This window comes from Dactylosporangium sp. NPDC006015 (assembly GCF_040614215.1).
In the GTDB taxonomy this organism is placed as follows: Bacteria; Actinomycetota; Actinomycetes; order Mycobacteriales; family Micromonosporaceae; genus Dactylosporangium; species Dactylosporangium maewongense.
Map to the genome: position 1 here is coordinate 100,637 of NZ_JBEXUD010000001.1, position 13,471 is coordinate 114,107.

Sequence of the window (13,471 nt, forward strand, 5' to 3'; positions counted from 1 at the left end):
GTGATCTCAGGCGACGGACCTGCGCGAAGCCGGGAAAAGTCCCCCGACTAGACCATTCAATGGTCCAGAGGAGGGGAGCGCGATGAGCCACGTGGCAACGACCCAGCACGGCAGGCACGAGCTGCACACGCACCCGAGCCGCTGGTTCGCGCTGGTGATCATCGCGGTGGCGCAGCTGATGGTGGTGCTGGACGCCACGGTCGTCAACGTCGCGCTCCCGCACGCCAAGGCCGACCTCGGCATCAGCGACGCCAACCAGCAGTGGGTGGTGACGGCGTACACGCTGACCTTCGGCGGGCTGCTGCTGCTCGGCGGCAGGATCGCGGACTACTGGGGGCGGCCGGCATGATCCTGCTGACCCGGATCGGGGTCGACACCGCGTACGCCACCCACGTCATGCCGTCCATGCTGATCCTCGGCTTCGGGCTGGGCTGCACGTTCGTGCCGCTGGGCAACATCGCCCTGGTCGGCGTCGACGAGCACGACGCCGGCGCCGCGAGCGCGGTGGTCAACGCCAGCCAGCAGGTCGGCGGGTCACTCGGCACGGCACTGCTCAACACGGTCGCCATCACGGCCGCCACGTCGTACTTCACGGACCACGCGACGGCCGGCGACCCGCAGGGCACGCAGCTGGAGGCGATGGTGCACGGCTACGTGACGGCGTTCTGGTGGGGCTCGGCCCTGCTGGTCGCCGCGGCCGTGATCGTCGTCGTCTTCATCAAGGCGAGCAAGGACGACGTGCCCGAAGAAGGTGCCGTCCACATGGGCTGAGCGAGGTTCGACACCTCGCGCAGACGGAAGCGGCGGACATACCCTCCCCGCCGCTTTCACCCGCGGCCCGCCCGGCCACAAGACCGGGCGGGCCGCGCTTTTGAACCAGACGCTCAGACCCGCATGCCGGCGTCGTGCAGCAGCTCCACGATCAGCGGCTCCGGGTCGACGGGGAAGCCCTTGCCCGTGAACCACCTCGCCATGTTGGCGACGTCGCGGGCCAGGAAGTCCGCCCCCTTCGGGTTGATCACCACGTCGACGATCTGCGGCAGGTCGATGATGACCAGCCGCCCGTCGTGGACGAGGGTGTTGTACGGCGACAGGTCGCCGTGGGCGACGCCGGCGCGGGCGAGGACCCGCAGCGCGTCGACCAGCTGCCACCACAGGTCCGCCAGCAGGTCCAGGTCCGGGCGGGTCTGCGCGAGCCGCGGCGCGGCCGTGCCGTCGTCGTCCCCGATGAACTGCAGCATGAGCTCCGTGCCGAGCAGCTGCACCGGGTACGGGACGCAGACCCCCAGCTCCCACAGCTGCGCGAGCGCGGCGAACTCGGCGTTCGCCCACTGGCCGGCGATCGCCTCCCGGCCGAACGCCGTCCGACCCGCCATCGCCCGGGTGACCCGGGACTCGCGGACCCGGCGGCCCTCCAGGTAACCGGAGTCGCGGTGGAAGAGGCGGTGCTCGGCGGCCCGGTACCGCTTCGCGGCGAGCAGGACCCGCCGGTCGGTGCCGGGGACGCCGCGCTCCACCAGATGGACGTCGGCTTCCTTACCGGTCTTGAGCACGCCCCGGTCGGTGTCCTTGGCGGCGTGCTCGGTGATCACCCAGTCGGGGAACGGTGCCGGGCCGTGCTGCACGCCGGGCGCGCTCCACGAGGACCAGCCGGTCTCCTCCTCCACGACGTCCCAGGCGGCCTCGCTGGACGGGGAGGAGCGTTTTACGAAGGTCGGATCGTCGTCGTCGAACTTGCGGCGGCGGCGAGCGGACGTGCCAAAAGAGTCGTTGTCGCGCAACGCGAGGTCTCCAGAGTCAAGAGGAAAGCGGAAGTCGGCATGCAAAAACGCGCCGTGACGGCAGCCATGCGAACCAGCCCCCTCTCAACTCGAGACACGAAAACACGAAGACCCTGAGGTCAGGTGCACCATCCCGTACACCCGCGGAAAACGCAACCGAATTACCGCGACGCCATGACCTCGGCGATCGCGGCGATCACCCCGTCGGCCGTGCGGGTCGGCGCATAGCGGGGCTCCACCCAGCGGCGGCCCCGGTGCAGCCAGACGCTGCGCATCCCGACGTCCGCGGCACCGCCGATGTCGGCCTCGGGGCTGTCGCCGATGATCCAGGCGCCGCCGAGCCGCATCCGCGCCCGCTCCGCCGCGATCGCGAAGATCCGCGGGTTGGGCTTGCGGACGCCGACGTCCTCGGAGATGACCCAGTCCGCCAGGTACCGGTCGAGCCCGGTCTTGCGCAGCTTCTCCTCCTGCTGCCGGGTCTCGCCGTTGGTGACGACGACCGGCACCCAGCCGGCGTCCTCGGCGATCGCGAGGGCGCAGGCGGTCAGCGGGTTGAGCCGGACCCGGGCCATCAGCTCGCCGCGGATCTCCTCGACGATGTCGATCGCGGCCTCACGGAGCCCGTACCGCTCCCGGATCCCCTCGGCGACGTCCCACGTCGAACCCATCCCGTCGGCGTCCACGGACAGCAGCCAGTCCAGGTCGTATTCGGGCGCGCCGATGCCACGCAGGAAGTCGCCGGCCCATGCGCGGAACGCCCCGGCCCTGTCCAGCAGGGTGTCGTCCAGGGAGAGCAACAACAGGGGCACGCGGGCAGGGTACGTGACCAGAATGACATAAAACAGTGCTCACATTTTCGATGGCCGAGGATCCCCACAGAACGGGGTGAAACGCACCGTTTTCCCTGGGCAGTGTGCCAAACCGTATGTACGGCTTGCATAATCGTCCCGTGCCCAGGGTGAGCCAGGACCAGCTCGACGCACGCCGGAAGGAGATCCTCACCGGCGCGCGGACCTGTTTCGCCCGGCACGGCTACGAAGGGGCGACGGTCCGGCGGCTGGAAGAGGAGATCGGCCTGTCCCGCGGCGCGATCTTCCACCACTTCCGGGACAAGGACTCGCTCTTCCTCGCCGTCGCCGAGGACGACGCCGCGACCATGGTAGCCACGGTCGCCGAGCACGGCCTCGTCCAGGTCATGCGGGACCTCCTCGCCCGGGCGGCCACCGAGGACGTCGCCGGGTGGCTCGGCAGCCAGCTGGAGGTGTCTCGGCGGCTGCGCACCGACCCGGAGTTCGCGAAGCGGTGGGCGGCCCGCTCGGAGGCGGTCGCCGAGGCGACCCGCGAGCGGTTGCAGCGCCAGCGGGAGGCCGGCGTGCTGCGCGCCGACGTCCCGATCGCGATCCTCGCCCAGTTCCTCGAGCTGGCCTACGACGGCCTGGTCCTCCACCTCGCGACCGGCCGCCCCGTGCAGGACCTGGAGGCCGTCCTCAACCTGGTCGAGGCCGCCGTCCGAAAGTCGTGACGACGCCGGCCGGCGGCCGCGAGGCCGCCGGCCGAAGATCGGGATGACATCGGTCACAAGGTTTCCTCAAGTGTCCTTCCGGTGACAGGCGCTTCTCGACGTCCGCACCCACACTGACCCCATGAGGACATCGATCGTCGCTGGCCCGGGTGACACCTGGGGCATCGCGGGCCCGGACTTCCTGTGGCTGTACGCCGGGCTCGCCGCACTCGCGATCATCACCGCGTTCATCTGGCGCCGTGCCGCCATGCGCGGTCCTTCGCTGCGCCGCGCCCGGGACCTGACCCCGACCCAGGCCGCGCTCCTCAACGGCGACCGGAAGCTGGCCGTCTACAGCTCCCTCGCCGCCCTGCGCGCCGCCGGCGCCATCGACACCAGCACCCGGGGCATCCTCCGGCAGACCGGCCCCCTGCCGGCCGGCGCCGGCGAGCTCGACCAGGCCGTGCACGAGACCGCGCGCCGTGGGCTCGCCGCCCGCAACGTGCAGACCGACTCCGGCGTCGTCGCCGTGCTCAAGCGCACCGAGGAGCAGCTGACCCTGGCCGGCTGGCTGCTCGACCCCGACCGCCGCCGCAACGTGCGGCGGGCGTGGCTGATCGTCCTCGCCGTCGTCGCGCTCGGCGTCGCCCGGATCGGCGCCGGCATCTTCAACGACCGGCCCATCGGCTTCCTGGTGATGCTGGTGGTCCCGGTCTTCCTCATCGCGCTGCTGTTCCGGTCCGTCCCGCGGGTCACCACGAACGGCAGGGCCCTGCTGCTTCGGATGCGGATGCGGGCCCAGCACCTGTCGCCGCGCCAGTCGCCGTCGTGGTCCACCTACGGCCCGGAGGCCGCGGCGCTCAGCATCGGGCTCTTCGGCGCCGGCGCGTTCTTCCTCGCCGACCCCGCGTTCGCCGAGGCCGCCGAGCTGCAGCGGCACGTCGCCGCCAGCGGTGGCGGCGGCTCCTTCGACAGCGGTTCGAGCGGCAGCTCCGACTCCGGCTCGTCCAGCTCCTGCGGCGGGTCGAGCTCGAGCTGCGGCGGCGGGTCGAGCTGCGGTGGCGGCGGCGGAGGGTGCGGGGGATGACCACGGTCGGCATCGGCTGGCGGCCCGAGATCGCCGGCTACGTCGCCGGTCTCCCGGGGCTGCGGTTCACGGAGGTCGTCGCGGAGTCCGTACACCTGACGCACCCGCCGGCGATGCTCATGGACCTGGTCGACCGGGGCGTGCGGGTCGTGCCGCACGGGGTGCGGCTGTCGCTCGGCGGCGCCGAACCCGTCGACGACACCCGCGCGGCGCACCTGGCGCGCTGCGCCGAGCTGCTGCGGTCGCCGCTGGTCAGCGAGCACATCGCGTTCGTGCGGGCCGGCGGCGTCGAGGCGGGGCACCTGCTGCCGGTGCCCCGCACCCGGGAGGCGGTCGACGCGGTCGTCGCCAACGTCCGGCGCACCCAGGCGGCGCTCGGCGGCGTCACCCTCGCCCTGGAGCCGATCGCCGCGCTGTTCGACTGGCCCGACCCGGAGCTGACCGAGGCGCAGTTCCTCACCGAGATCCTCGACCGGACCGGCTGCGCGCTCCTGCTCGACGTCGCCAACGTCCACGCCAACGCCCGCAACCGCGGCACCCCCGGTGACCTGCTCGACGGGCTGCCGCTGGAGCGGATCGCGTACGTGCACGTCGCCGGCGGGGCCGAGCACGACGGCTTCTACCACGACACCCACACCGACCCGACCCCGCCGGAGGTCCTCGACCTGGTCAAGGAGCTGTGCGCGCGGACCAGCCCGCCGGCGCTGATGCTCGAACGCGACGGCCACTACCCGCCCGCCGCCGAGCTGACCCGCGAGCTCGACGCCCTCTGCGCCGCCGCGGGCCTCCCCCGGATCACGGCATGACCCTGGCCGACCGGCAGCGGGCCCTCGTCGACGCGCTCGTCGCCGGCGGTGCCGTCCCCCCTGGTTTCGATGCGGCAGGTGTACGGGCAGCGGCCGTCGCCCTCCGCAGGAAACGCGCCGGCGAGGTGGCCCGCACATGGCCCTTCCTGGCCGCGTCGTACGGCGACCGCTGGCATCGCGCGTTCGCCGAGTGGGCGTCCGGGCGCCCGCCGCAGGGTTCGCTGCGCGACGGCTGGGACTTCGCCCGCTGCGCCGACCCCGCCACGCTGACGCCGCTCGCCCGGGACGAGCTCGCCGGGCGCGAGGCCGCCTTCCGCTACGACGGCGCCACCGCCCCGGTCCCCCGCGGGCGGCTCGCCGCCCGGCTGCGGCTGCTGCTGTCACGGCACGGATCCCGGTCCACGTGACCGGCGCGCTCTGAAATTTCTTGTATCAGGTGCCACGCGTGTGTCCTCTAGTCAGGTGAGACGGCGCCGACTTCGGATTCGAGGCGCCCTGCGGGGACGGAGAGCCACATGCAGTTACGCTGCCGGCGGATGACGGGGGACGCGCTGGCCGACCTCGGTGACGACAACGGCGCGCCACCGTCGACGCCCTGGCTGCCGTCGGCCGCCGTCCTGCGCCGCCACGGTGCCCGCGTGCTGGAGCCCGGCGACGGCGTGTCCGCGCCGACGGTGTACCGGGCGGGCGTCCTGCTGTCGACCGCGCCGGCCAGCGAGCCGCCGGACACCCTCGAGCGCTGCAACCAGACCCTCGCCGGGTCCGGCATGCGCCTCGCCGAGAGCCACGCCGTGCCCAGCGGGCCCGGCGGGCACGGTGCCGCGGCGCACGGCCCCGACGGGCCCGCCAGGGAGCGGGCCGTGCGGCGGCGCGTGCGGGCCGTCCAGCTCGTCGCGGCGCACGGCGCCGACCCCGAGTCCGTCGACGCGTGGGCCGCGCTGAAGGCGTTGCGCGCCGGCGGCCACGGGGCGCACCTGTCGCTCGACCACCTGCTCTTCGGCGCCTCCATCGGCGGGGTGCCGATGACCGAGGGCTCCCCCATGACGGAAGGCTCTCCGATGACGGAGGGCTCGCCGATGACCGAAGGCTCCCCCATGACGGAGGGGTCCCCGATGACGGAGGGCAGCGCCTGGCGGTTCGCCGGCGGTGCCGGCCGCCGGCCGGTCGACCTGGTCCTCCCGCCGCCCCGCCGGCGCACCGCCGCGGAGCTCGGCGACCGGCGGCCCGTCGTCGCGATCCTCGACACGGGCATCTCCCCGCACGAGTGGCTCGACGTCCCCACCCCCGCCGGCTCGGCGCTGCCCGCGGACGGGTTCACCACCGTCGACACCGAGCTGCAGGCCATGATCCTCGCCGCGCAGGACCAGCTCATCGCCGCCGGTCACTCCCTGCAACGCCTCCGCGACGCCTGGGAGCGGCAGATCAGCACCGGCTCCGTCGCCGGCGAGCTCGGCACCCACACGGGGCACGGCACGTTCATCGGCGGGCTCGTCCGGCAGGTCGCCCCCGACGCCACTGTCCTGCAGATCCGGGTCATGCACAGCGACGGCGTCGTCTACGAGAGCGACCTGCTCATCGCCCTCGACCGCCTCGCCGACGAGGTCGAAGCGGCCCAGGCGGGCACCGGCGGACGGATGGTCGACGTCGTCTGCCTGTCGCTGGGCTACTACCTCGAGAGCGCGGCCGACGGTTCGTACACCATCCGCCTCCAGGAACACGTCGACCGCCTGCTCGCGGCCGGGGTCGTCGTGGTCGCCGCCGCCGGGAACCACGCCACGTCCCGCGAGTTCTACCCCGCGGCGCTGCCGTGCGACGGGGAGCTGCCGGTGATGAGCGTCGGCGCCTTCCAGCCCAACGACGCCAAGGCCATGTTCAGCAACGACGGCCCCTGGGTCCGCTACTGGGCGCCCGGGTCGGCGCTGATCAGCACGTTCCCGAAGGTCCAGGGCAGCCGGGGCGCCGCCTTCGCCACCCCCGCCGGCAACGCCGGGGGCCGCCCCACCCGCCGCGAGACCCTCGACGACGACGACTACACGCGCGGCTTCGCCTCGTGGAGCGGCAGCTCGTTCGCCGCGGGTCTCGGCGCCGCCGAGGTCGCCGCGCTCCTGCTGGAGAACGCCGCCGCCGACCCGCAGCTGCGCCTCGACCAGGTGGACGCGAAGTCCACCACGCAACGGGCGCTGCGAGCCCTCGACGGGTTCCCGGGGTAGATCATGGCCGACTTCCAGCACTTCTCGGACGACGGGCTGCTCGCCGACCTGCGGCGCGTCGCCGGCCTGGTCGACCCCGTCCCCGCCGACCTGCTCTTCTCCCTCAGCGTCGCCGGGCTCGACATCGAGGTCTGTCGCCTCGTCCCGGCGCTGGACGGCGCGATGGCCGGGGTCCGCGGCGACGAGGAGACCACCCGCGCCACCTTCGAGTCGGCGAGCCTCACCATCATGGTCGAATGGACCGCCGGCGCCGCCGGCACCGTCCGCCTCGATGGCTGGCTCGCCCCACCCTCCCCCTGCCGCATCGAGCTGCGCACGGTCGACGGCCCGCAGACCATGGACACCGACGAGGGCGGCCGCTTCGCCGCCCAGCGGGTCACCCGCGGCGAGGTCCAGATCCGCGTCCACCCGACGAACGACCAAGAAGCCGATGGCGCCCGGACGGTGGTGACGCCATCGTTCGTGGTGTAGCCGCAACCTCACCGTCCCCGGCCGACCCGCGTGCCTCCACCGCCACGCGGGCTACACCCATGCCTATCCGCACCGCCCCTGCCCCCGCCGGCGGCCCGACGCGCGCCGCCCCCACCGCTGGCAGTCCGGCGGGCGCCGCGCGACCCGCCACCGCCGCGCGTCCCCCCGCCGACAGTCCGGTGAAGGCCGCTCGATCCACCACCGCACCTTCCCCCGCCGGCAGGTCGAAGGGCGCCGCGCGACCCACAACCACCGCACCTTTCCCCGCCGACAGTCCGGCAGGCGCCGTGCGAGCCGCCGCCACCGCGCCCGCCGCCGGCAGTCCGCCGGGCGCCACGCGACCCACCATCACCGTCCCTTCCCCCGCGGATGGCCCGGCGGGTGTTGCGGGACCTGGCACCTTCGCGGGAGCCGGGCCGTCCGTGGCTGCCGGTTCCTCGAGCGGCGCTTCCCCGGTCGCCAGTGCGGTGGCGGGTGTAGCGGCGCCTGCGGGGCGGACGGTGGCGGACGGTGGGGCGGATGCGGGCGAGCGGCGGGAAGTGGCGCGGGTGGTGCGGCTGCACCGGTCGGCGGTGCGGGCCGGGGCGGCCGGGAAGCCTGCCGCGGCGGCGAAGCGGGCGACCGAGGCGCTGCGGCTGCTGGGGTGGCCGGGGGCGGAGCCGTCCAGGCCGGCGCTGGCGGCGCGGCTGCTGCTGACGCTCGCGCACGCGGAGGCCGAGCAGGGGCGCACCGAGCTGGGGCTGGAGCTGCTCGACCGCGCCGAGACGCTCGCCGACCTGGCCGACGTCGGCACCGTGCTGCAGCAGCGGGGGCTGCTCCTGCTGCGGGTCGGGGAGATCGACGCGGCGTTGAAGCTGCTGGACGCGGCCGTGCCGGTGCTCCAGGAGCACGGGGAGCCGGCGGTCCTCGCGCGGACGCTGCTCAACCGGGGCGTCGTGCACCTCACCGCCGGGCGGGTCCGGCTGGCCCGGGCCGACCTGCGCCTGTGCCGCGAGCTCGCCGGTGCGCACGGGCTCGACCTGCTCGCGGCGAAGGTCGAGCACAACCTCGGCTACTGCGCGCTCGCGGGCGGGGACGTGCCGGCGGCGTTGCAGACGTTCGACACGGCGGCGGACTCGCTGCGGCGGCTGCGTGCGGACGGGTTCCTCGCCATCTCGATGCTCGACCGGGCGCGGGCCCTGCTCGGCGCGGGCCTCGACACCGCCGCCGCGGAGGACCTCGACCGGTCGATCGAACTGCTCAAACGCCACCGTCTCAGCCAGGACCTCGGCGAGGCCGAGCTCGCCCGCGCCCAGGCCGCCCTCGGCAGCGGCGACCTGGCCGCCGCCGCCGTGTGGAGCGCCAGGGCCCGCGCCCGTTTCACCCGCCGCCGCAACCGCGCCTGGGCCGCCCTCGCCGCGTCGCTCCAGGTCCGCGTCGACCTCGCCAGCGCCGCCCGCACCCAGGCCGCCAACCCCGTCCAGCCACTACCGGCCACTGGTCCCGTCCAGGCGCCACCGTCCACCGCCCCTGTCCAGGCCGCGGGACTCGTCCAGCCACGACCTGCCGCCGCCCGCACCCAGCCGCCAACGGTCTTCGGTCCCGTCCAGCCACCACCGGCCACCGGACCCGCCCGGCCGCGGCCTGCTTCCGGCGAACTCGCACCGCCCACCAACCCGGACCAGCCACCTGCCACCCGCCCCGCCATGCCGCAGCTTGCGCCCGGCAACCCGGACCAGCCCACTGCCACCGGTCCCACCCGGGCGCTGCTTGCCCCTGGCGAACCCGCGCCTGTCGCCAACCTGGACCAGCCACCGGCCATCCGTCCCGCCCAGCCACAGCATGGCCCCGGCGAACCCGCCGCCGACCCGGACCGGCCACCTGCCACCGGGCCCGGCCGGCGGTCGGTGGCAGCGGCTGCTTCCGTCCCGCCCGCCACGATCAGCAGCGACGTCCAGCCGGAAAGCAACGGCAGTCGTGTCGGGGTGGTTTCAGGGGTACATCAGCCGAAAAACCCAAATCGTCGGAAGTTGCTGGCCGTGGCCAGGCGGGCGACACGGCTGGCGGCGACGCTGCGGGGACTCGGGCTGCGGCACGACGCCGGCAGTGCGGAGCTGCTGGCGCTGCGGGCCAGGGTGGCGGCCGGTGACACCCCGTCGGCGGAGCAGCGGGCCCCGGCGCGCCGGGCTCTCGTCGCCGACGTGCCGCTCGACGTGCGGCTGCTGCACCGGCTCACCCGGGCCGAGCTGCACCGCGCCGACGGGCGGCCGCGGGCGGCGCTCGACGAGCTGCGCAAGGGGCTCGTGACGCTGCAGGAGCACCGGCGCCGGTTCGGCAGCCTCGAGTTGCAGAGCAGCGTCGCGGCGCTGGGGGCGGACCTCGGCGCGTACGGGCTGGACATCTCCTGGTCGCTCGGCCCGCCGAGCCTCGTCTTCAACTGGTCGGAGCGGTCCCGGGCACAGTCGTTCCGCATCCGGTCCGTCCTGCCGCCGCAGGACCCGCAGATCGCCGAGGCCCTCGCCGAGCTGCGGCAGCTGCGCCGGGCCGTGCGCCTCGGCGAGCTCGAAGGCCGGCCCGAGCCGCTGCTGCGCGCCCGCTGCGCCGACCTCGAGCAGAGCATCCGCCGGCACGGCTGGTGGGCCGGCGACACCGAGGAGAGCCACGGCGCCGCCACCCACACCGAGGTGGCCGCCGAGCTCGCCCGCGCCGGCCGCTGCATGGTCAGCTACCTCGTCCGCCGCGACCGCCTGCACGCGCTCGTCCTCGCCGGCGGGGCGATCACGTCGGTGGAGCTCGGCCCGTACGCTCCCGTGGCCGAGTCCGTCCGCCGCCTCCTCAGCGACCTCGACACCGCGGCCGACCGGCGCCTCCCGGCGAAGCTCGCCGCGGTGGTGCGGGCCAGCGCCGACCGGCAGGCCGCCACCCTCGATCAGGCGTTGATCGCTCCTGTACTGGCGGCGCTCGGCCCCCACGACGTGGTGGTCGTGCCGACCCGCCAGCTCGCGGTGCTGCCCTGGGGGCTCCTGCCCAGCCTGCGGGGGCGGCCCGTGGCGGTGGCGCCGTCCGCGTCGGTGTGGCTCGCCGCGCGTACCGCCGCCAACGCCGTCACAACAGGAGCGCCCCTGCTCGTCGCGGGCCCTGACCTCGTCCACGCCGACGCCGAGATCGACGCGATCGCGCGGCTGTACCCGCGGGGCCGGGTCCTGCGGGGCGCCGACGCGACCGCGACCAGCGTCCTGGCCGGCATGGACGCCGCGCCCGTCGTGCACGTCGCCGCGCACGGCCACCACGACACGCAGAACGTGCTCTTCTCGCGCCTGGAGCTCGGCGACGGCCCGCTGCTCGCGTATGAGCTGCAGCGCCTCGGCACCGCCCCCGGCCAGGTCGTCCTCTCCGCCTGCGACGTCGGCCGGGCGGTCGTGCGGGCCGGCGACGAGCTGGTCGGCTTCACCGCCGCCCTCCTGCACGCCGGCACCGCCAACGTCGTCGCCAGCGTCGCGCGCATCCCCGACGAGCTGGGCCCCGCCGTCATGGCCCACTACCATCGCGCCGTCGCGCTCGGCGTGTCACCGGCCCGTGCCCTGGCCGACCTGCCGGAGGCGACGCCGTTCGTCTGCTTCGGCGCGGGCTGACGGAGTTCGTGCAACCTCGGTGACGCGCTGTGGCGCCTTCACTGCAGAAGGTTCCACTGGTTTACGGGGGTACACCATGAAACTCGCGCTCTGCGTCGGCATCAACGACTACCCGGGCGTCTCCAACGACCTCTACGGCTGCCGCAACGACGCCGCCGACTGGACGGCGGCGCTGACCGCGCGCGGCTTCGACGTCCGCACCCTGCTCGACAGCGCCGCCTCGGGCCTCGCCATCCGCACCGGCATCGCCGACCTGCTCTCCCGCACCTCCGACGGCGACGCGGTCGTCATCACGTACTCCGGCCACGGCACCTGGGTCCCCGACCTCGACGGCGACGAACCCGACCAGCGCGACGAGGCGATCTGCCCGCACGACGTCGCCGCCAACGGCCCGCTGCTCGACGACGAGCTCTCCACGCTGTTCGCCACCGCCGCCCCCGGCGTCCGCGTCGTGCTGATCTCCGACTCCTGCCACTCGGGCACGCTGACACGGCTCAGCCGCCCGCTCGGCGACGGCCGCTGCCCGACCCGCTTCCTGGCCCCGTCGACGTTCCTGCCCCTCGGCACCCCTACCCACGAGGCTGTCGCTCCGCGTGGCGCCCGCCCCCGCTCGGCCGCGCTGCTGCTGTCGGCGTGCCGCGACACCGAGTACTCCTACGACGCCACCTTCTCGGGCCGCCCGAACGGCGCGTTCACGTACGTTGCCCTGACCACCCTCGCCGCCCTGCCACCGGACGCGACGTACCGCGACTGGCTCAGGGCGATCAGGGCCCAGCTGCCGAGCCAGAACTATCCGCAGACCCCCGCCCTGCAGGCCACCCCCACCCAACACACCTGGCCCGTCCTCGCCTGACCCCTCTCCCACCCCGGCCCGGGCCGTGACCTACACCACATTCCTCGCCATTCCCTCCCACCATTTCCACCCCCTCTTGCATTGACGACCATCAACCACCCACCACGCGGCGGCACGCTTTGCCGGACAACACGCGAATCGCCCGGACACGCCGCAACACTCCCCCCACGCACTCACATGATCCACTGAGGTCGATGACCCCCAGCCCCCCTTCTCCACCGCCGCTACTTTCCCAGCAGCAACAATGCGCCCCGCACCAGGACGCCCACCCCCATCCCCGGCGAAACAGCACACCTCAAGCCGGCCATCCAGACGAAGCGCTCAGCATCGACCGACACCGCAGCCCCGATCGCGCCACTCCCGGCAACCGAGGTCCTGCGGACCCCGTGGAAGCGCCCTGCCTCACCACCGACGCGGCGCACCCGTCCGGCAACCAGCGACGCTCACGCTCGACCCGCCAACCGCAGCCCGGGTCGGCCCGCTCGGCGCCCAGCCCCCAAGCCGGACACACAGCCGAACCAACACGGCCATGATTACGCCGGATGCGGGCCCGGGCAGTCTCAGCCGAACACGGAAGCCAGACCGACTCCCAAGGTCGAGCTCACTTAGGCACCCGGACGGACACACCCACGCGACACGCGGTCCGACAGTCCCAGGTGGACGCAGAACCAGACACACAGATCGGGTTCGTGCCGGGCTCACGCGCCCACGTCGTCGAGAGTGACGATGGCGGCGTAGGAGCCGGTCACACACACGACAGGCAGCTGGACGGACAACGGCCCGGACCGACGCAGCCTCCCACGAAGCCAGGCCGAAGGGCAGCGTCGAACTCACACGCCGACGTCGAGGGTCGCGATGGCGAAGGCCGGCCACACGCAACCGGCAGCCACCCGGACGAACACGGCCGCGCGGACACGCCCGGACGTGCGGGACAAGCAGTCACAACTGAACACGGGGCCAGACACACGGATCAGCGTCACGGGACGGATCTACTCGGCCAGGAGACGGAGGCGGGCAGAACGTTCGGACGGACACCTGGTCGCCAGGGGCATCCAGACACGGTCAGGCAGGTACGCCCGGCAGGCACAGCTGGACGGACCTAGCCGCGCAGACGCAGCCGGACTGACGCAGCCGACCCGACACTGCCAGAT

General features: G+C 73.9%; 12 protein-coding genes. 10 read left to right on the forward strand and 2 right to left on the reverse strand.

What is annotated here, in order from left to right:
- The first annotated feature begins 82 nt into the window (after positions 1–82).
- The gene (locus ABZ321_RS00365; protein ID WP_344502965.1) at positions 83–349 is read left to right on the forward strand and encodes an MFS transporter; all 267 of its coding nucleotides are present in this window, start codon (positions 83–85) and stop codon (positions 347–349) included.
- Positions 346–771, forward strand: a complete 426-nt coding sequence (locus ABZ321_RS00370) for a hypothetical protein (RefSeq protein WP_354888098.1) — start codon at positions 346–348, stop codon at positions 769–771. Before ABZ321_RS00365 ends, ABZ321_RS00370 begins: the two co-directional genes overlap by 4 nt.
- A 113-nt stretch (positions 772–884) precedes the next feature.
- Here the strand turns inward: ABZ321_RS00370 and ABZ321_RS00375 are convergent, their stop codons facing one another.
- Both ABZ321_RS00375 and ABZ321_RS00380 read right to left on the reverse strand, forming a co-directional pair.
- On the reverse strand, positions 885–1,781 hold the full coding sequence (locus ABZ321_RS00375) for an RIO1 family regulatory kinase/ATPase (RefSeq protein WP_354888101.1): 897 nt from the start codon (positions 1,779–1,781) through the stop codon (positions 885–887).
- 161 nt (positions 1,782–1,942) lie between these two features.
- On the reverse strand, positions 1,943–2,590 hold the full coding sequence (locus tag ABZ321_RS00380; RefSeq protein ID WP_344502968.1) for an HAD family hydrolase: 648 nt from the start codon (positions 2,588–2,590) through the stop codon (positions 1,943–1,945).
- A gap of 140 nt (positions 2,591–2,730) precedes the next feature.
- On the opposite strand from ABZ321_RS00380, the gene ABZ321_RS00385 reads away from it, so the two are divergent.
- From ABZ321_RS00385 to ABZ321_RS00420, 8 genes are all read left to right on the forward strand, one after another.
- A complete protein-coding gene (locus ABZ321_RS00385; protein ID WP_344502969.1) occupies positions 2,731–3,303 on the forward strand; it encodes a helix-turn-helix domain-containing protein in 573 nt (190 codons plus the stop codon).
- 121 nt (positions 3,304–3,424) lie between these two features.
- Complete coding sequence (locus ABZ321_RS00390) at positions 3,425–4,369, forward strand: TIGR04222 domain-containing membrane protein (protein WP_354888106.1); 945 nt, start codon at positions 3,425–3,427, stop codon at positions 4,367–4,369.
- The gene (locus ABZ321_RS00395; protein ID WP_344502971.1) at positions 4,366–5,175 is read left to right on the forward strand and encodes a DUF692 domain-containing protein; all 810 of its coding nucleotides are present in this window, start codon (positions 4,366–4,368) and stop codon (positions 5,173–5,175) included. Before ABZ321_RS00390 ends, ABZ321_RS00395 begins: the two co-directional genes overlap by 4 nt.
- The gene (locus ABZ321_RS00400; protein WP_344502972.1) at positions 5,172–5,582 is read left to right on the forward strand and encodes a hypothetical protein; all 411 of its coding nucleotides are present in this window, start codon (positions 5,172–5,174) and stop codon (positions 5,580–5,582) included. The genes ABZ321_RS00395 and ABZ321_RS00400 overlap by 4 nt, the downstream gene beginning before the upstream one ends.
- A 129-nt stretch (positions 5,583–5,711) precedes the next feature.
- Positions 5,712–7,385, forward strand: a complete 1,674-nt coding sequence (locus tag ABZ321_RS00405; RefSeq protein ID WP_354888110.1) for a S8 family serine peptidase — start codon at positions 5,712–5,714, stop codon at positions 7,383–7,385.
- A 3-nt stretch (positions 7,386–7,388) separates the two neighbouring features.
- Entirely contained in the window at positions 7,389–7,856 is a 468-nt protein-coding gene (locus tag ABZ321_RS00410; RefSeq protein WP_344502974.1) for a hypothetical protein, read from the forward strand.
- A gap of 500 nt (positions 7,857–8,356) precedes the next feature.
- Positions 8,357–11,467: a CHAT domain-containing protein gene (locus ABZ321_RS00415; RefSeq protein ID WP_354888113.1), complete on the forward strand. Its 3,111-nt coding sequence runs from the start codon at positions 8,357–8,359 to the stop codon at positions 11,465–11,467.
- Between the two features lie 76 nt (positions 11,468–11,543).
- Positions 11,544–12,320 carry a caspase family protein gene (locus ABZ321_RS00420; protein WP_354888116.1) on the forward strand — a complete coding sequence of 259 codons (777 nt, stop codon included), beginning with the start codon at positions 11,544–11,546 and terminating at the stop codon, positions 12,318–12,320.
- Positions 12,321–13,471: the final 1,151 nt, after the last annotated feature.